Below are 19,337 nucleotides of genomic sequence, written 5' to 3' on the forward strand. Positions count from 1 at the left end.
TGAAAAAAAATAACTTGTCCAGTTAACAAAAATAAGAATCTAAAAAATTAAAAACCATACCTCAAATGCTTTCCCTACATGATTAATTCATATAGTGAAAAGCATTACTAAACATAGTATGGTTGTTTTACCTTTTACTCACCTTCAACATTTCCTTCATAGAGCCAATCATCAGGATCTATACACATATCGCCAATCCCTCTTAAACAATTGTACTCTAAACACCAACCTCCATCATCATTTTTCCCCTCAAAACAGGTACAATTTGTACAATACATGTCTTTTTCCATAGACGTCCTCCTAATCTCTAAAAAATTCGCTTACTATTAGTAATTACCAAATTCCTATAAAAATATAGGGCAAATCATAAAACTTTATTTGTAATTCTCGTTACTATAGTTTTATAAACAGCATTATATTAATAATTTTAAGTTATACAATATTTATATATGATATAATGGTAAAATAAGGGATACCCAATAAAAGTGAGGTGAAAAATTTGATAGTAACTACCTTAGTTGAAAATACAACATTATCAAAGGAAATCAAAAACACACATGGATTATGTCTCCATATAGAAACCCTTAATCATAAGATTTTATTTGATCTAGGTCCAGATGATTTATTTATTAGAAAAAGTGAATAATAAATATATAAAAGATGATTTTGACCATGAACAGAATCTTATCTTAAAAGAGAATAATAAGCATACACTAATTGCTGGTTGTGCTCATAATGGTATAACTAATATAGTATCTACAGCAGAACAAATTATTTCTAGTAACTTAAATACAGTTATTAGTGGTTTTCATTTAAATAATCCATTTACAAAAAAGTGTGGAAATCTTGAGTTCATTAATCACATCGCTAATAATTTTCTTTCTAAGAAAACTACTTTTTACACTTGCCACTGTACAGGAATGAAACCTTTTAAAATACTACAAGAAAAACTAGGTAACCAAAGTGAACTCTCCCTCCACTTACTCACGCTGAAGTGGGGGCTTCTTGGTATATCCAAGAACTTTTCCTGCTTCACAGATTTCGCAATCTACTTTCTCCACAGGCTATCCCCGTAAGACCTACGGTTCTTATTTTTTTAGGCTATTTCTAATAACCCTTGTTTCAAGATATTCCTACTGACATTTATATCCCTATCATGAATGCTATCGCATTTAGGACATTTCCATTCTCTTATTTGCATTGGCATTTCATCTAAAACATGACCACAATTATTGCATGTTTTAGATGATGGATACCATCTATTTATTTTATGAATTTTTCTTCCATACCATTTTGCCTTATAATCTAGAATAGTAACAAATTTATACCAACTTACATCTGAAATACTTTGAGCTAATTTATCATTCTTCATCATATTTTTAACTGATAAATCTTCAAGAATTATAACTTGATTATCGCTTATAATTCTTTTAGATAACTTATGGATGAAGTCTAATCTTTGATTAGATATACGTTCATGTAGTCTAGCAACCTTTATTCTTTGCTTATTCCAATTGTTACTGCCTTTTTCTTTACTACTTAATTTTCTTTGTTCCTTTGCCAATTTATCTAATGACTTTTTTAGATACTTAGGATTTTGAATCTTTTCACCATTTGATAATATTGCAAAATGACATAACCCTAAGTCTATACCAACATTCCCCGATACTTTTTTTAATGACTCTATCTTTGTTTCAACACATATAGATACAAAATATTTACCACTTGATGTTTTAGAAACAGTAGCGTTTATTACTCTACCTTCAAAATATCTATGAATTTTTGCATTAACATATTTCAATTTAGGCAGTTTTATTTTATCTTTTTTTATTTCAATATTGTTATTCACAAAATTACTTGTATATGTTTTATAGTTGTCTCTTTTACTTTTGAATTTTGGTCTGTCGGCTCTACCTTCAAAGAAATTTTTGAATGCAGCATCAAGATTTCTTAGTGACATCTGCAGTGATGTACTATCAACTTCTTTAAGCCATACAAGTTCTTTTTTTATACTTGGTAATTGATTTTGTTGTTCTGTATATTTCATACATCTTTTTTCAGCTTTATATATTTCATTCCTTTGGTTTAAGAAATAATTATATACATATCTTGAACAACCAAAAGATTTTTCAATAATCTTTATTTGATTTTCATTTGGATACATTCTGAATTTATATGCTTTGTTGATTTTCATTACTTTCAACACCTTTACTTTTCATTACAATCATAATGAATCTTAAGAACATTCATTCTTATTATTTCACATTTATGATTTTTTATCCATGTAAAAGTATTAAGATTACGCATTCATCTCCCACTTATAGAAGATGAGAGACTTCTGCTAGTTACGTTAAATACTTGTCAACAGGACAAGTTATAGATATTTAATGGCTATAAACATTTATACTTCTAAATATATGTTAGTTAAAATTTTACTTGATAATATAGTATTTTAAAGGGAACTCAATAAGTTCCCTTTCTTCTTAATTAACTTAAGCAATATCTATTATAATTTCACTGACTTGCTTCTTATTCATTTTTATTATAGTTGTAATGTTCATAGCCAATATAATAACCACTCCTAACAAGAATGCAGTATACGATGGAGTTACCTTTGTCATAACACCTGAGATTCCATATCCAATTGGAACAACTATATTAACCATACATATTGCTGCTGACCATACTCTTCCTCTGAATTCTTCTTCTACTTCCTTTTGCATAAAGTACATTATTGGAATATTAATAAATGAGACGCAAATCCCTATACAACACATCATTATTGTAAAAATTACTACTGTTATTAAATTCCCAAGTAAGTGATTACTTACCACAGCAACTGTCATTACCATAAGTGCCCCCCCTATAATCCCATTAGTGTTCATTATTATTTTCATATATGAAATCACTTTCAACCGTTTTACTAAAATTGCACCAATTATCATCCCAACAGGGAATCCTCCTTGTATAATTCCATAAATCTCAGAAGATAACCCCAAAACATTATTGGTAATATATGGAATTGGTACACTTAATGAAAGGGACCAATAAAAGTTCAAAGCTATAAATAGCACTATAACATATACAACATCTTCTCTCTTTTTGATATATCTGAATCCACCCTTCATATCCTCCAATATTCCAACACTATTTTTATTTTGGACAACTTCTTTTTCTGTATCTTCATTTATCTTAAAATCTATCAAAGCTTCCATGATGGCTGATATCAAAAAGGATATACCATTGAAAATCACAAACATCTCTAATCCTATGAAACCAAATATTAATCCTCCAACTACAGGTCCTAATATACTAGATATTGAACTAATTATACTTCCTATAGAGTTAATACTCATAAGATTTTCTTTAAAAACAAACTTAGGTTTTGATGATGCAAATGCTGTATTAAAAATATCTGCTAAAACTCCTATAACCATATTAGTACCATAAATTATCCATAGGCTTATATTATCTGTAATGAACAGTAGAAACAACATTAAAAATATACACCCATTGATTATATCCATAATGACAATTAATTTTTTCTTATCTACCCTATCAACTATAACCCCTGTAATTGGCGCCATTATAATACTGGGCAATATTGAAAATATTAATGAACCAGCAAAGAATAAACCTGATTCTGTCAATTTTAATACATATAAACCTATAGCAAATTTGTAGATGGAAGAACCAAATAATGATATAAAATTACCAACAATATAATAGATTCTATTTCTAAATTCAACCTTCTCAATTCTTTTTTCCATACTCATCTCCTCCTTGATTTAATCTTATCAAGAGGGGATATCCCAACTGCAAGTACCTTTTTTTGATGATTATTCCTTCGTATAATAAAAAAAGTGGGGTTACCCCCACAAAAACTACTCTCTTTCAGCATAACAACTATAAAAATACATGTTCTCACTTTCTAAGAAATAATTATCATATTTTCCGCCTTTAATTAAACCCCTTCCAATATGTTCATTATTTATTCTATATCCCAAACCATTCAATTTCTCTTTAACTTTATTCAGTCTAAAATTATCTCTAACCTCAGCTTTAATTACAGTATTTTTATCAAATTTTTTGAACATATTATATAATCCAAATAAATTTGTACTTTCTTTTGTTATCCTTTCAATCTTCCTTAAAAGGAATTCTTCATTTTGAAAAGCATAATTACTACTTCCAAATCCATCGATTATAACATCTATACAATTATCTCTTAAAGGAATTTCTTCAAAATCCATACACATCAAAACAATATTTTTCTCTACATGAGCCTTTTCTAAAACTTTTTTTAGATTTCTGTGATCTTCCATATCATGGTCAACAGCAAAATATATAGTATCATCCCCAAGTTTATCATATAAACATCTTAATGAAAAACCTGAACCAACCCCAAGATCTATTAGAACTTTACCCGAAAAATCTATTCCTTGCTGCTCCTTTATCCTTTGACTCCACTGGATACTTTTCATTATCTCCTCTAGATAATCATCCTCTGTATTGAGTATATACTTGCTTATATCATACCACTCATATTCCTTCTTTTCCCTTTCAATTATCTTATTCCCCTTTAAAATACCATCTTCTATAGAATAACTATGTCCACATTCACATTCAAGATAACCATTTATAATTTTGTTATCCTCAATCTTCCCATTCTTAAGTTTTAACTTACCTTTACATATATGACATGCTAACATGGAAAGTATATTGATGTTCACCCCAACAGTATTTCTTTTGATACATTTCACCTTACTTAAATCCTCTATTTCTTTTTCAATCCTTGACTTATATTCATTATATTTTTGAATTTGATCCTCTAACTCTTTATTCTTTCTATTAAATATCTCTTTATATAACTCATCTTCTCTATAACCAGTTAATTTTCCTAATTTCATATGGAAGAAAATATTCTTTATCTCATTTAACTTGAACCCCATATTTTTCAATCTCTGAATTTCTTCAAAATCATCACTACATCCATCATCAAAATCATATTGAGCCCCATTCTTCTTTGGTATAAGGAGCCCAATATCTATATAATGCCTTAGAGTATCTTTTGTTGTGTTATGAATTTTAATGAACTCTCCAATTTTCATAATTAGCCTCCTTTCCTCACACCCTCTGTAATTTATTTAGATTATAGAATATATCTTACTTTTTGTCCATTTCACACTATACTTATTTAAGATATTATTAAACCCTCTTTTTTAAGATAATGTTGAAAAATGCTACTTGTCCAATTGAAATCACAAGAATTAAGAGTACATCTGAAAAGCATATTCTCTAAATAATATAATAAGAAAAGGTACAAGAAACATTAAGTGTCTTGTACCTTTTTTTAATTGTTTATTTTAAATCATTCAACATATCCACTACTTTATTTACTACTTCATTCCACAATTTTTCTCCAAGTTCAGCACTTGCATGAGTAGGATCTCCAATAACTCCTGTTTTAGAATATTTACTGAAATCTAAATTAGGGTCATTCCATTCAGGTTCTGTACTATATGGATTCACAATCTTATCTACTCTTATATCCTCAGGATGTCTATATAATCCAATTGACGTAGTAAAACTATCCGAATGTCCTCCTTCTATTGAAGAATCTCCACAATTACACCAAACTTCATAAAATGGGTGAGGTATATTAAATACTTCTGCCACTCCCTCATTATCTGCATTAAACTTAGAAACTACATTATCTAAATAATGACCTCCACATCCACGCCAAAGTATCAATTTTTTAAACCCTTGGTCTGATAGTGATTTAAAAATTGAATAAATTAATTCTTCATATAAATTTTGAGGGATATTTATATATCCACTTCCAAAATTCACATGTTCTGGAGTTGGTCCAAATGGAATTGCAGGTAAAACCAAAGATTTTACACCATGTTTCTCTAATAATCTCTCAGATACTTCATCCATTAGTTCTTCTGCAAACCAAGTATCAAAATCTACAGTAGCATGAGGTCCTTGTTGCTCTGTACATCCTGTAGGAATTATTGCAATATATCCCTCTTCAGCCTTTTGTTTTATTTCCAAATAAGTGCACTTACCAAATTTCATAGTTTTATCCCCCGTTTTTACTAAATATCTCTTTCACAGAATTGACATGGACCTTTCTCAACAAATCCATTCTTAGCATATGCTCTTCTTCCTGCTGGATTATCTTCAGCAACATATAATCTTACGCGCCAAACTCCTTGACGTTTACCTTCATTATATACTTCATCCAGTAACGCCTGAGCAATATTTTTCCCTCTGTACTCCTCATGAACCCATAGCTCATCTACAAAGAAAGTTCCTAATCTATTATCCGGTTTCGGTAGGAAACTTGCAACTATATATCCAACATATTCTCCCTCTAACTCAGCAGCGAATAAAAGAAAGTGATCATTCTTGAATATATCATGCTTATTAAAAAACTCCAATACTTTTTTAATTTCTTCCTCTGACTTTTCCTCTTTGATTCCTGTACCTCTCCATTGAAGTACTTTAGAAAATTCTCTATAATTATCCTCTTTGATTCTTTTAATTACTAATTGTTGTTGTTCCATAAAAATCTATTCTCCAATCTATCAATAATTTTTTCTTTTAATTTTTCAATCTTATCCATAAGTTGTTGATCTTTTTCCCTATTCATACACATGATGCATAATCGTCTAAGATGCTGCTTTACATGTTCAATCCTTATTCCAATATCTATTTCCTCTAAGGAATCTTCAGGTTTATAGTATTCAATAAACTTCATAGTAAGCTCTCTACTCTCAATATAGTAGGTTGTTCTCGCTATTTCATATACCCACCAATTTGCTCTGCACTCATCCCAGTCTATTATTCTAGGCTCATCACCTTTATAAATAATATTGGAAGGGAACATGTCCCCGTATATGAGAATACTGTCTTTTGAACTTATCTTTCTTCCTAAACAACTTACTTTTTCTAAAACATACCTTAAAAACTTCTCATCTAAAATCTCTTTTTCTACCAGATCATCGAGTATTATACCTCCATCTATTACATTTCCAAATGACCATCTAATAACTTCATCTATGTTATCATAATAATCATTAATATTTTCAAACTTAACATCCCCTTTAATATCTCCGAAGTGTTCAAGCTTTATTGAATGTACTCTTTTCAATACATTTGCATAATCTCTAAGCCAAAGAATATCATTGTCTACTTGATTTTCAGCCTCTTTAATATTAAAATCGCCGTTTGAAACTCTAACTTCACCTTCAACCCACTCTTGCACTATAAATCCATATGGTGCTATATGACTGCTTGTATCATGATGAATTATATTATAATACTTAAATCCATTAGACTTAAGTAATTCATAAGCTTTGTTCAATGTCTCAATATCAGGATATCCATCCTTTGAAATTATTTTAAGAAATAATTTTATTTTTCTATCTCTATCATTTTGATACCCATACATAAGATAATTTAAGTTCTGTCCATCTTCAATCTCTCTAATATCTGTTATTTCAATTTCATACTCTTTCTTTAATAAATCACATATTCTTCTGTGAATTTCTTTCATCTCATCCATTGTAGGACTTATGAATTCTTTAGTTTTATAAATCAACTTTATCACCCCTGTTGATTATATTTTCTCACATAGTTTACTTAATTAATAGGTAAAGTATACTTATAATTATTCTTTACTTACTTAATAGCATCTTTTAATATAAGAAAACTTAAAACATTGTTGATAATACTATACATTAAGCTTTTTTTATTGTAACAATTTAATGATCTATTTAGTTCCAAAACTTAATAAAACCTTTCCATCAAATCGTATACCATGCTCATCCTTATATTCCTTAATTGCTCTAAAGGATTCATATCTAAATTCATTAAGTGCATCTTGCCCCTTACTTTCTATATATTCAAATAGCCCACGAGAAGCATTAGTCCATTGTTCCTGCCACCATTCTTCTTCATCCTTATAATAAAAAGTTTTCTCTTCAACAAATATCTCAATATTTTTAAATCCCGCATTCTTTAATATTTTTTCAATTCCCTCAACTGATCCAAAATCTGGTCTAACTTCAATGTTGTTTAAGTTTCTGCTCTCATTTTCAGGATAGAGTTCGCTATAAACTTTATCTAATATTCCTTTTTTATCCCTCTTTTTCCATGTGCTTAATCCAAACCTACCTCCATCTTTTAATACTCTATACATCTCATCTACAGCACCTAAAGAATTGGTAAAAAAGCCTATCGCTAGTCCACATAAGACATTGTCAAAACTATTATCAGGAAAATCTAAATTTTCAGCATCCATTTGTATAAGTCTAGCATTACGTAACCCCTGTTCACAAATAAGCGCTTGTGTTTCTTTCACCATTTCTTGTGAAAAGTCAATTCCTATAACTTCCCCATTTTCCCCAACACTATTGATAGCTGGAAATAATGAAGCGCCTCTCCCAAATGCTACATCCAGTAAAACTACGCCTTCATGAACTTTTGAATACTCAACTAATTTTTCCCCGTAATAAGAAAAGTATTTTGGACCGATGCAATTATAATTTGCTGCGGCTCTGTTAAATATCCCTTCTAATCTCTCATTTCTTTTAACTGTTTTTAAAGTCATAAAAACACCCCTTTCAAAATTAAAAAGTCTACCATTTATAAAAATGGCAGACTTTTCTCTGTAAACAAAAGAAAGATATACCACACTGGTATATCTTCTCGAAACATTTTATATTTTGTATCCTTATATATATAATATCACATTCTACCACTTATTTCAATATTATCATTTAAATACAAATAACTATTAACTAATAAAATAGTTTATTCTCTAAACCCTTCAAGACTCTCACCTAATATATAATGAGAAAACCACATTAGATTCTGTTTCATAATTGCTCTATGTAGTCCAGGTTTATTGGCTCCATGTCCCATTCCTTTGAAAATAACCAGCTCAGTTTCAACTCCCATATCTCTTAACCCTTGATATAGTTCGTAAGCATTTGGTGTTGGAACTCTTGTATCTTTTTCCCCATGCTGAATTAATGTTGGAGTACATGCAGATTTTATATATGTCATTGGAGAAGTCTCTGCGTAAATTTTAGGATCATTCCATGGATTATCCCCTAAAAACATTCTAGTAAACTGATGAATATCAGTATTTACATAATAAGTAAGCCAGTTACTGATTCCAGCCCCTACTGAAACAGCTTTAAATCTATCACTATAAGCTGTACAGAATGCAGAAATATATCCTCCTTGACTCCATCCCATTACTCCTACTCTCTCTTTATCTACTAATCCATCTTCTATTAACTTATCTACTCCTGATATTACATCATCATAATCGCCAAGCCCTAATTTCTTATAGTTTGCCTTTAAGAATTCATCTCCATATCCTGAACTTCCTCTATAGTTAGGTTCAAGAACAATAAATCCTTTTTCCACAAATTCTTCAATTGGATATGCTCTATTCATAACTGCAGGTATTGGAAATGATGCCCATGTAGGTCCACCATGAATTACAACTAATAATGGATGCTTTTTAGAATAATCTAACTCATATGGTGTTGATAATACCCCTTCTACCTCTAGACCATCACTGCTTGTCCAAGATATTACTTCTTTTTTACTCATTATTTTATTCTCAAAGACTCTGCTCTCATTAGTTATTTTTTCATGATCTAAATATACTTCAAAAGTTTCTTTTGATGTGGCTTTAATATATGCTATATGATTACTATCTTTGGTAATAGATGCATTCATACAAAAAACATCTTCTTTTTCTGATAATACTTCCAAGTCTCCACTTTCATCTAATATACCAAATAAATACTTAGTTTTCTCTTGCCATACTACTAAAATCCCTTTCTCAATCCAACGTACAGGTCTGATACTACTATCAAACTCCTCTAAAGGATGAATTGCTTCCCCGGTTTCTAAATTATATATTTCCAACATACTGTCATCTATATTATTCCTGTAACATTCCTTTTCGTTGATAGATTTTGTGAAACATATTTTACTTCCATCAGGAGAAAATACAATATTCCCTCCAATAATTTCTTTTTTATTCATCTTTGCTATTTTCTTTGTCTTAACGTCAAATGTATATAGGTCTCCCTCATCAAAATCCTCCATATTAGGAGTTGGTGTAGCCATAAAAACTATTTTCTCATTATTAGGAGAAATATCAAAACTTCTTATTTCAAAGTCATTTCCATTAATTAATTCACAAGCAACACTTTTATCATTTTCATCTTCTTCTCTAAAATCCTTAGGAATATTATGCACTGTATTATTCTTTTGTAATCCTTCACTAATATCAATATAAAATAAAGTGCTGTATTGATATTCCTTATCTACATGTTCAAAATCACCATATACTTCATTACGTCTTTTTATTTTCTTATCTAATGGCTCCTTAGAAATGAAATAAAAGCCCTCTCCATCTGGAGACCATTTGAATCTATTAACACCTTCTTTTTCATTTGTAACTTGAATTCCACTGTATCCATTAACATCTTTAATAAAGATCTGATTCTTCTTTTTATCCCCTTCTCCTACAGCACTAAGATAAGCTAATCTTTTAGAATCTGGTGACCACAAAGGACTTGTACTATCTACCTTTTCAGATGTTATTGGAAAACTTTTATTATTCTTATTTTCATATATCCAAGTATGAAATCTATATTTATTATCCTCCCAATCAGTTGTTTTCTTAACAAATGCAACATTTTCCCCATCATCACTTATATTTATATCAGTGAAAATTGGTATTGATATAATTTCTTCTTTAGTTAAATACTTTCCCTTTTCTATGCTCATTTTGTATCCCCCTTTTAAATAACATATTAATAAATATTGAAATTTAATTTCTAAACTTAATCTGGCTTGTATATACTCAAAAATCTATCTATCATTTTCTTATGACTTTTCACAATATTTTCTGGTAGTTCATCAAGACTTATAAAACAAAAATCTAACGATTCATCTTCATCCATATTAAAAGTACCACTTATTTCTTTGGTATAATATGCAACTGTAACAGCATAGAATTCATCACCATTAGGAACCTTTAAATAACTGTCTTTACCTGAAAACACATCAATTAACTCAAGCTTTCCCACTGTTAAACCTGTTTCTTCAAATACTTCTCTTCTTGCTGTTTCTTCCGCAGATTCACCAAGTTCCATTAAACCTCCTGGTATTCCCCACATTCCATAAGATGTTGTTTTTCGTTTTTGCAGTAAAATTCTGTTCTCAGTATCCATAATTATAGTTACAGCTCCTACTAGAATAAGAGGCCGATGTCCAACTATTTCTCTTAATTCCTCTACATACCCCACTTTATACCTCCTGAGTTTATATATCTTCCTTAATCATTATTTTATGTAATTATTTATAATTATAGGTTATTATTAACTATTTGTCTATTTGAATGATATCCCAAAAACTGCTAAAATAATTTATAACTAATAATATTTTTTTGGGGGTGTTACTATGAAGGAGATTATTATTACTGATAGATGTAAAACTGTATTTAAGCTCTAAGTAAAGACTACTAATAAAATGATAGCTATACTTTATTTAGAGCTATTTATGTATAAAATATCTTTAAGGATATCTATAAATAGCTATATCAGGTAAAATACATTTAGTAGTCTTTGCTTCAAGTAATTATTAATATATTACTGAGAGGAGCAGAGCAATGCAGCATATTAAGGCAAAGAATGTATTACCAAAGGAAATAATAGAATTAATTCAAGAATATATAGATGGTGAATATATCTATATTCCGAGAAAAGAAGGCAACGAAAAGTCTTGGGGACAGAAAAAAGGTACTAGACACAGCCTGAAAAATAGGAATATGGAGATACTTAAAAAGCATAATGATGGAGTTTCAATTAAAGAACTAGCTGAACAATATCATCTTGCTGATAAAAGTATAAGCAGAATTATACGTGAACTAAAAAAATTATGTGCATAAATATATACATAAGTCTTGCTATCAATATTGATGGCAAGGCTTCTTTTTATTAATAGGGAACATATTTGATTCGGATTTATTTGGGAGGTTTAAAATAAGAGACTCAGAATGTAATATATAATTAAGATAACTACGGAGGACAAAGTATGAAAAATTTATTTAAAAAAGATATTATTGATTGGAATTCTTGGGGAACTGTTTTTCAATCAATTGATGATTTTAAAGAACTAATTGAAGAAATATTTATAAGAGAAAACCTTAAGGGTTATGATGAAATATCCAATTTGACACCTGGAACTAACGCTGTCTTTAAAGTTGGTACCTATGTAATCAAAATCTTTGCACCAAAGGAATCAGATGCTAATACTGATTCTGATTATATTGCAGAAATGGATGCAATGAAAAGAGCACTCTACAAAGATATTAATACACCTAATATAATTGCAGCTGGCAGCATTGAAGATAAGTACTTGTTCAGATATTTTATTATGGATTTTATTAATGGGAAAGAAGCTAGTGATGTACTTAAAGATTATTCTTATAGCCAAAAATCAAACTTTGTACAGAAACTTAAGGAGAATTTAAATAAGCTTAATACAAAACCTAAGGAACTTAATAATGGTAATTTTATTAAAGAGAGAGCAATACACAATGAGAGATGGAATCCTTATTCACCCTTAATAAAGTCGCAAATTGCAGAAATATTAAGAAATTATGATTTATCACAATGTGTATATGTTCACGGTGATATCACAGCTGATAATGTTATGCTGGATAAGAATGATAATCTTTTTATAATTGATTTTGCAGACAGCACTATAGCACCTGTTGAATACGAATATCCACCTATTGTATTTGAGTTATTTGACTACGATCATGAATTAATCCACGAATTTACCAAAGAAATGGATTATGATGTTTTTATAGATAAACTCTTCATTAGTATCTTATTACATGATTTTGGAGCTAATTTTGTACACGATATTTATAAGAAATATACTGGTAAGTCTCCTAATGAATTAAGAGATATTTATGAGATTAAAAGATTAATTTATACTAATTTGAAATAATAAGGGGAAGCTATTATGATTATAAGAAAATTAAAAAAAGAAGAATATTCACAAGCAATTGATTTAAAAATTAATTCTTTTTATGAAGAAGTAGCTGGAACAGCACCTAATCATATGGTAAAAGAAGATGAATTAAACTTTATATTAGAATGGGTAATTTCAGCTGAGAAATACAATGATATCAGATTGGTATATGGTTGTTTTGATAATGAAAAATTTATGGGATTTGCAGGCGCAAGTATTGCTGAAGAAAGTGATTCAAATAATGGAATTGAATTAAATTATTTATTTGTTAAGGAAGAGTACAGAGGAAAAGGAATCTCTCTAAAGTTACTTAATAAGTTATTAAAGGAGTTTTTACCAAAAGATTTTAAGGAACTTATTGTTTACAACTACAACTTTTACACTTCAAATCAATATTATCGTAAACTTGGAGGTAAAGTAAAAAAACAAACATCTGAAATGGATGGTAAACTTTTAATTGATATTTTTAGTTTTGATGCAAAGAAACTTAATGAAAAATTAGAAAAAATGATTCATGATAGATATTAAATAGTTACGGTTTTACCTTTCACATAAAAGAAGGGACTTGCTACAAGTTTAGTTAGCAATCTTGCTCTAATTATTATGGAAAGAGGAATAGTTCCATACTATGGAACTGCTTCATCCAATATACCATCACAATCTGTAGCATATAGAAGTGGCTTTATTCCATCTTGGATGTGTTCTTTTAAAAATACCTTTGATGGATCAGCACCTTATGATTCTGATATAAAAATTAATTTTAAATATAATCAAAGACCAGAAAAGAGATGAAAATTTACTCTCTCTTTTCTAGTCTTTTATTAATTACTTTATTAATCAATATTAAACATACTGAACATAAAATAATATTAATCCAAAGTGGCCAATGTGCAAATATTTTTGAATGTATATCTTTTCCCGCAATCATTAAGATTACAAAAATACTTATATATATCACTATTATAAATATGTTTATAGTATATTTCTTTATTTTCATATAGTATCATTATCTTTATCCAAATGTATTTCTACCCTACTGCGCCCCTTATTTTTGGCTTGATATAAAAGCTTATCTGCATCATTTAATAAATTTTCTAAAGAAGTTGCACTCTCTAAATTCGAATCAATTTTAATTGCACCCGCACTGAATGTTACTGGGAATCCGTTTAGTTCTTCATTCCACTGTGAAAAAGTATTCATAATATCTTTTAACACTCCTTGTGCATCTTCTATTGTTGTGTTATTAAACACAACTACAAATTCTTCACCACCAAGTCTATATATATTATCACCATGACGTAATCTTCCATTAAAACACTCACCTAATAATTTTAAAACTTCATCTCCAACATTATGACCATATTTGTCGTTTACATTTTTAAAATGATCTATGTCAATCATTGCTAAAACAGGTGACTGATTATGACTATTATCTTCTATCATATCTTCAAAATCATTTAGCAACTTTCGACGATTTGGTAAAGATGTTAATTCATCATATAATGCCATACGTTCCAATTCATTAGACTTTAAGAAATTAGTTGTGATGTTTGTAATGAAATATATATAACTATCCACATCATGATAAATTATACTCTTGCAGTCACATTCAATATAGTAAGTTCTACCATTAGGGCTTTCAATGGAATAAACACCTTCACTGACACTCTTTAAATTCAATTGACCTTTTTCCCCAATATACTTCTTCAAGTTTTCACCAATCATTTTATCAATAATTGGATTACAAAACATTATATCACCTTTGTTTGAAACAATTAAAATGCCCTCAGATGATAATTGAAATAACTGTTCAAATACTATTTCTTCTTGATACATATATTGAGATTGAAGTTGTAAACTTCTTCGAACAAAATATAATATTACAAGAGCAAAAAACAATAATGCTATTATTGTAACAATCACTTTGTTATAAGACTCCATCTGAATATCATCAACATATATATCTAGCTCTTCATTCAAGTCATCAATATGAAAGCCCATACCTATATATGCTTCCCATCTATCTAAAGCTTTAACAAAAGAGACTTTTTCACTCATTTCATCTAAATTCTTTTTATAATAACAATAATTAACGAATCCTTCATTTTCAGTTTCTAAGGTTTCCATAAATAAATTATGGATAGCTCGTCCATTACTATCTAAAATATTCTTAATATCAGTTCCTATTAATCTATTATCACCAAATACATGGGCTGTACCATCATACCCAACTATAAACACATAGTCTTCACTATCTTTATAGTAACTTTGAATTCTAGAAAAGGTTGCTTCTTTCAAGGCTTGTTCAACATCTACATGATAACTTCCTGTTCCTATTATCATATCAAGTTCAGGAACATATAAACAAAAAGATGTCTTTTTAAAAGGTTTACCATCTTTCTCTTTCGGCCAGTGATACGTAACATAAATACCTTCAGGATTATCCTTTGCTTTTATCATTTCCCTTGCAAAATAAACTCCATCTTTATCTTTAAAATCAATAAGGCTTTTACCTTCTTTTGTCTCATCTGTACCTGATCTAAGAAGCTTACCATCACAGCTTAATGCAAAATATAAGTATTCTTTATCTCCTTGAGCTATTCTTTCAAACTCTTTTAAGCCTTCTTTTCTTCTCTTTTCCATATTGTCTATTTTAAGTAACGCAGAACCAGCTAATGTATTTCCTATCATATCAATTTTACTTTTTATTAACTTTTTTTCCTCTTCATGAAGTATACTAAGATCATATTCAATCTCATCAATTCTATTCAAAACCTCATTACGAACAATGTCATACCTTTCATTTCTAACGAAATTATCAAAATAAAAAACTGCTTTATTGGTATGATTTATATCGGATAAAACCATATATGCTGTAATAATCAAAAAACCTAAAATTATTGCAATAATCATTGTAACCCTGTTTACAATAATTTTCTTTTTAGTTACCTTCATATAAATCCACCCCCTTACTTTTGATTATATAATAAAAACTTCCTATATCATAGTATCCTAAAGCGATTTAATTTACTATATAATTTTTAATATCTAGCTAAAATAAGAAAATAAGCCACCGCTTGGATTGCTTATTTTCTTATTCTCACTTTTAATTGACTTTGTTATTTATGAAAATATCTCTAATACCGATTCTGCAGTCTCTGCCAGCAAAATTGATTTCTTCTTTTCTTCATCAGATAGTATCTCTACAATTCCTTGTAAAATTTCTATATGGGTACTATCATCTTCACATGATAATACAATCAATAATTTGACTTTATGCTCTTCCTCATGTGAAAAAGCTACAGGCTCTTCTAATTTCATAATACTAAAACCGGCTTTCTTTGCCCCTCTATCTGGTCTTGCATGTGGTAATGCAATTTGAGGTGCTATAATTATATACGGCCCATATTTATTAACTGAATCTATCATCGCCTCTACATATTCTTTATTAATATATTCTTTTTCTAATAAGGGCATAGCTGCTTCTATTATAGATTCTTCCCATGAATTCACCTTATTTTTAAACTGAATAAACTCTTTAGTTAATTGAAATCCTGCAATCATTAATCTATGTAACTAGTGCTTTTCACTAGTAACTTCTCCTTTCTCTAAGTAATTAACTTTTTTAAACCTATTTCTTATTTATAATTATATCAGAATTTTTTGTGGACTTATTTAGTAATATGTATATTTAAAATAATATCTTACATTATTTATTACAAATTGTCATTATATTTATATTATTACTAAACTTTTAACATTCACCACTCGATATATAAAATGTATATTAAAATTTAGTTATATTTCTTATTATTTCGACCTATAACACTTATATATATATTTATAGGTATTTTACTGGTTTTAATTATTATAATTTTTTTTAAAATTTTTAAAGGGGAGATTGCATTATGAAGAGCATTAAAGCAAAATTAATACTAATTCTAAACATTGTGCTTATACTCACTTGTTTTGGATTAGCTTATACCTCGTACAATAGTAGTGCAGGTACATTGTTAACTGAAACTCAGGGTAATTTAAAAATTATTGCTGGAGAATCATCAAAGGTTATTGCAGAGAGAATTAAAAGTGATATGATGGTTTTGGAAGCCATCGCCTCTGATAGTAGATTACCTAATCCAGACTATGATATTAATAAGAAAAAAGCATTATTAAAAAAAGAAGTTTCTAGAAGTGGACATGTTGCAATGTATATTGCTGATTTAACTGGTTATGCTGTACCACATTCAGGTGATTCCATAAATGTTGGCGACAGGGAATACTTCAAGAGGGCATTAAAAGGTGAAACTGTTATTTCTGACCTTTTAGATAGCAGACATGAAGATGGAAAAAAAGTAGTTGTATATGCTACTCCTCTAAAGCATATGGGAAAAGTTACTAGCGTATTATTTGCTGTTAAGGATGCAAGTGTATTTAGTGAACTTATTTCCGACATAACAATAGGACAAACTGGATATGCCTTTGCTATTAATAACGAAGGTAGGGTTGTAGCAGATAAAAACATAGAACGTGTGCTAAATAAAACTAACATGCTTTCAGATGCAAAGAAACTAAAGAATAAAGATCTAGAAGATATCGCAGTTAGTATGATGAATGGGAAAGCAGGTACTGGTGATTATACATATAATGATATAACAAAGATTGTTGGATATGCGCCTATTGAAAATACAAAATGGTGTCTTGGGGTAACTGCCCCTATTAATGAAGTTTTAAGTGGATTAAATACTCTTAAAAGATCTAATGTTATTTCTGCTATAGTTATTAATATTATTGGAGCTATTCTAGTTTATTTACTTGGTGTATCCTTTACCACTCCATTAGTTAGATTATCAGATACAATAAATAAATTATCAAATTACGATTTACAAGTTAGTAATGATAGTGCAATAAATAAATATATAAAAAGAAAAGATGAGATTGGAGTTATAACAAATTCGGTTTTAACCATGCAAGAAAACTTCACTGATTTAATAAAGAAAATTAGTACTATTTCAAAAGAAGTAAACTCAGCCTCAGGGATGATGACTGATATGACTTCTGAAACAGTTAAATCATCAGAAGAAGTATCTTCAACAATTCAATTTATTTCACAAGGAGCATCTGATCAAGCACATAGTACTCAAGCAGGCTTCGATACTTTAACTGAACTAGGTAACCTTATTGAGCAACAAAATGATCATATGATTGAAACAAGAGCTAACTCTGAAAAAGTAAATACTTTAGCAGATGAAGGATTAATTGAAATTGCGTCCCTAAAATCTGTTGTTGAAGAAAGCGGAAAGTCAGCTAAAGATATTATGAATGTGATCCTTGCAGCAAATGAAAGTAGTACTAAAATCGGAACTGCAAGTACCATGATTGCCTCTATTGCTGAGCAAACAAATCTTCTTGCATTAAATGCTGCTATTGAAGCTGCCAGAGCTGGAGAAGCTGGAAAAGGATTTGCAGTTGTAGCAGATGAAATCAGAAAGTTAGCTGAGCAATCAACTGAATCTACAAAAGAAATAGATTTAATGGTAAGTGAACTTGGAGAAAGAGTTGGAAACGTTGTTGAGCAAATGAAGATTGTTGCTGCTAACGTTGAGAAACAAGAATTTTCTACAAAGAAAACTGAAGAAAAATATAAACTTATATCTGATGCCATAGATGACACTAGTAATAATATTGATAAACTTGATACTGTAATCAAAGATATTACAGATAGAAAAAATCAAACATTAGATATTATAAATGATTTATCTGCAATCTCTGAAGAAAACGCTGCAAACACAGAAGAAGCAGCCGCTCATATAGAAGAACAAGTATCTTCTATGGAACAAATAGCGAGTTCTAGTGAAGGACTTTATAAGCTCGCAAATGAGCTGGATGAACTTGCAAACAAGTTTAAGATATAAAAGTACAAAGTACTTTTATATCAAATGTATAATGGATAATTGATAATGTATAATGATGGATGGTTCTGCTTGCGCAGAACCTACATTTTATTGTTCTTTAGAACAACAAGGATTTACTCATTTTATCCAAGGATAAAATATTGTATTTCGAGTAAAAAGTATTTCTAAAAACAGACAAACAATATTCATTTATAAAAAAAGAGATAATAGATTTAATCTATTATCTCTTTTTATATAGGTTTCTACAATAAAGGCTTTTCTTATTTATTCCTCAAACAAAGTAGTTTTCACTCATTTTATCTGAGATAAAATATTGTATTTTAAATACAATGTTTCATT

20 protein-coding genes are annotated in these 19,337 nt (G+C 29.2%); 7 read left to right on the plus strand and 13 right to left on the minus strand.

Going from position 1 to position 19,337, the window contains the following annotated elements:
* Positions 1 to 134: 134 nt before the first annotated feature.
* The gene (locus OW730_RS22420; RefSeq protein ID WP_271226278.1) at positions 135 to 290 is read right to left on the minus strand and encodes a hypothetical protein; all 156 of its coding nucleotides are present in this window, start codon (positions 288 to 290) and stop codon (positions 135 to 137) included.
* 200 nt (positions 291 to 490) lie between these two features.
* On the opposite strand from OW730_RS22420, the gene OW730_RS26875 reads away from it, so the two are divergent.
* Positions 491 to 646, plus strand: a complete 156-nt coding sequence (locus OW730_RS26875) for a hypothetical protein (RefSeq protein ID WP_333781238.1) — start codon at positions 491 to 493, stop codon at positions 644 to 646.
* On the plus strand, positions 639 to 1,076 hold the full coding sequence (locus OW730_RS22425; protein WP_333781239.1) for a hypothetical protein: 438 nt from the start codon (positions 639 to 641) through the stop codon (positions 1,074 to 1,076). The genes OW730_RS26875 and OW730_RS22425 overlap by 8 nt, the downstream gene beginning before the upstream one ends.
* 20 nt (positions 1,077 to 1,096) lie before the next feature.
* Here the strand turns inward: OW730_RS22425 and tnpB are convergent, their stop codons facing one another.
* From tnpB to OW730_RS22470, 9 genes are all read right to left on the minus strand, one after another.
* Positions 1,097 to 2,194, minus strand: coding sequence for an IS200/IS605 family element RNA-guided endonuclease TnpB (tnpB, locus tag OW730_RS22430; protein ID WP_333781240.1), 1,098 nt, complete (start codon positions 2,192 to 2,194; stop codon positions 1,097 to 1,099).
* 298 nt (positions 2,195 to 2,492) lie between these two features.
* Positions 2,493 to 3,770, minus strand: a complete 1,278-nt coding sequence (locus tag OW730_RS22435) for an MFS transporter (RefSeq protein WP_271226279.1) — start codon at positions 3,768 to 3,770, stop codon at positions 2,493 to 2,495.
* Positions 3,771 to 3,884: 114 nt separating this feature from the next.
* Complete coding sequence (locus OW730_RS22440) at positions 3,885 to 5,111, minus strand: MerR family transcriptional regulator (RefSeq protein WP_271226280.1); 1,227 nt, start codon at positions 5,109 to 5,111, stop codon at positions 3,885 to 3,887.
* 250 nt (positions 5,112 to 5,361) lie between these two features.
* The gene (locus tag OW730_RS22445; protein ID WP_271226281.1) at positions 5,362 to 6,084 is read right to left on the minus strand and encodes a creatininase family protein; all 723 of its coding nucleotides are present in this window, start codon (positions 6,082 to 6,084) and stop codon (positions 5,362 to 5,364) included.
* A gap of 20 nt (positions 6,085 to 6,104) precedes the next feature.
* Positions 6,105 to 6,575 carry a GNAT family N-acetyltransferase gene (locus OW730_RS22450; protein WP_271226282.1) on the minus strand — a complete coding sequence of 157 codons (471 nt, stop codon included), beginning with the start codon at positions 6,573 to 6,575 and terminating at the stop codon, positions 6,105 to 6,107.
* The gene (locus OW730_RS22455; protein WP_271226283.1) at positions 6,557 to 7,612 is read right to left on the minus strand and encodes an aminoglycoside phosphotransferase family protein; all 1,056 of its coding nucleotides are present in this window, start codon (positions 7,610 to 7,612) and stop codon (positions 6,557 to 6,559) included. Before OW730_RS22455 ends, OW730_RS22450 begins: the two co-directional genes overlap by 19 nt.
* A 171-nt stretch (positions 7,613 to 7,783) precedes the next feature.
* Positions 7,784 to 8,623, minus strand: coding sequence for a class I SAM-dependent methyltransferase (locus OW730_RS22460; RefSeq protein WP_271226284.1), 840 nt, complete (start codon positions 8,621 to 8,623; stop codon positions 7,784 to 7,786).
* Positions 8,624 to 8,826: 203 nt separating this feature from the next.
* Positions 8,827 to 10,830, minus strand: a complete 2,004-nt coding sequence (locus OW730_RS22465; RefSeq protein WP_271226285.1) for a S9 family peptidase — start codon at positions 10,828 to 10,830, stop codon at positions 8,827 to 8,829.
* A 56-nt stretch (positions 10,831 to 10,886) separates the two neighbouring features.
* Positions 10,887 to 11,351: an NUDIX hydrolase gene (locus tag OW730_RS22470; RefSeq protein ID WP_271226286.1), complete on the minus strand. Its 465-nt coding sequence runs from the start codon at positions 11,349 to 11,351 to the stop codon at positions 10,887 to 10,889.
* A 362-nt stretch (positions 11,352 to 11,713) separates the two neighbouring features.
* Between OW730_RS22470 and OW730_RS22475 the strand changes: the two genes are divergently transcribed.
* From OW730_RS22475 to OW730_RS22490, 4 genes are all read left to right on the plus strand, one after another.
* Positions 11,714 to 11,992: a CD3324 family protein gene (locus tag OW730_RS22475; RefSeq protein ID WP_271226287.1), complete on the plus strand. Its 279-nt coding sequence runs from the start codon at positions 11,714 to 11,716 to the stop codon at positions 11,990 to 11,992.
* A 146-nt stretch (positions 11,993 to 12,138) separates the two neighbouring features.
* Complete coding sequence (locus OW730_RS22480) at positions 12,139 to 13,062, plus strand: aminoglycoside phosphotransferase family protein (RefSeq protein ID WP_271226288.1); 924 nt, start codon at positions 12,139 to 12,141, stop codon at positions 13,060 to 13,062.
* A gap of 15 nt (positions 13,063 to 13,077) precedes the next feature.
* The gene (locus tag OW730_RS22485) at positions 13,078 to 13,614 is read left to right on the plus strand and encodes a GNAT family N-acetyltransferase (protein ID WP_271226289.1); all 537 of its coding nucleotides are present in this window, start codon (positions 13,078 to 13,080) and stop codon (positions 13,612 to 13,614) included.
* A gap of 75 nt (positions 13,615 to 13,689) precedes the next feature.
* Positions 13,690 to 13,878, plus strand: a complete 189-nt coding sequence (locus OW730_RS22490; RefSeq protein WP_271226290.1) for a hypothetical protein — start codon at positions 13,690 to 13,692, stop codon at positions 13,876 to 13,878.
* Between the two features lie 4 nt (positions 13,879 to 13,882).
* On the opposite strand, the gene OW730_RS22495 is transcribed toward OW730_RS22490, so the two are convergent.
* The 3 genes from OW730_RS22495 to OW730_RS22505 all read right to left on the minus strand — a co-directional run bounded on the left by OW730_RS22495 (position 13,883) and on the right by OW730_RS22505 (position 16,650).
* Complete coding sequence (locus OW730_RS22495; RefSeq protein ID WP_271226291.1) at positions 13,883 to 14,083, minus strand: hypothetical protein; 201 nt, start codon at positions 14,081 to 14,083, stop codon at positions 13,883 to 13,885.
* On the minus strand, positions 14,080 to 16,041 hold the full coding sequence (locus OW730_RS22500) for a cache domain-containing protein (protein ID WP_271226292.1): 1,962 nt from the start codon (positions 16,039 to 16,041) through the stop codon (positions 14,080 to 14,082). The genes OW730_RS22495 and OW730_RS22500 overlap by 4 nt, the downstream gene beginning before the upstream one ends.
* A gap of 168 nt (positions 16,042 to 16,209) precedes the next feature.
* Positions 16,210 to 16,650 carry a PTS sugar transporter subunit IIA gene (locus OW730_RS22505; protein ID WP_271226293.1) on the minus strand — a complete coding sequence of 147 codons (441 nt, stop codon included), beginning with the start codon at positions 16,648 to 16,650 and terminating at the stop codon, positions 16,210 to 16,212.
* Between the two features lie 344 nt (positions 16,651 to 16,994).
* On the opposite strand from OW730_RS22505, the gene OW730_RS22510 reads away from it, so the two are divergent.
* Complete coding sequence (locus OW730_RS22510; protein WP_271226294.1) at positions 16,995 to 18,998, plus strand: methyl-accepting chemotaxis protein; 2,004 nt, start codon at positions 16,995 to 16,997, stop codon at positions 18,996 to 18,998.
* Positions 18,999 to 19,337: the final 339 nt, after the last annotated feature.

The organism is Oceanirhabdus sp. W0125-5 (genome assembly GCF_027938815.1).
GTDB lineage: Bacteria > Bacillota > Clostridia > Clostridiales > Clostridiaceae > Oceanirhabdus.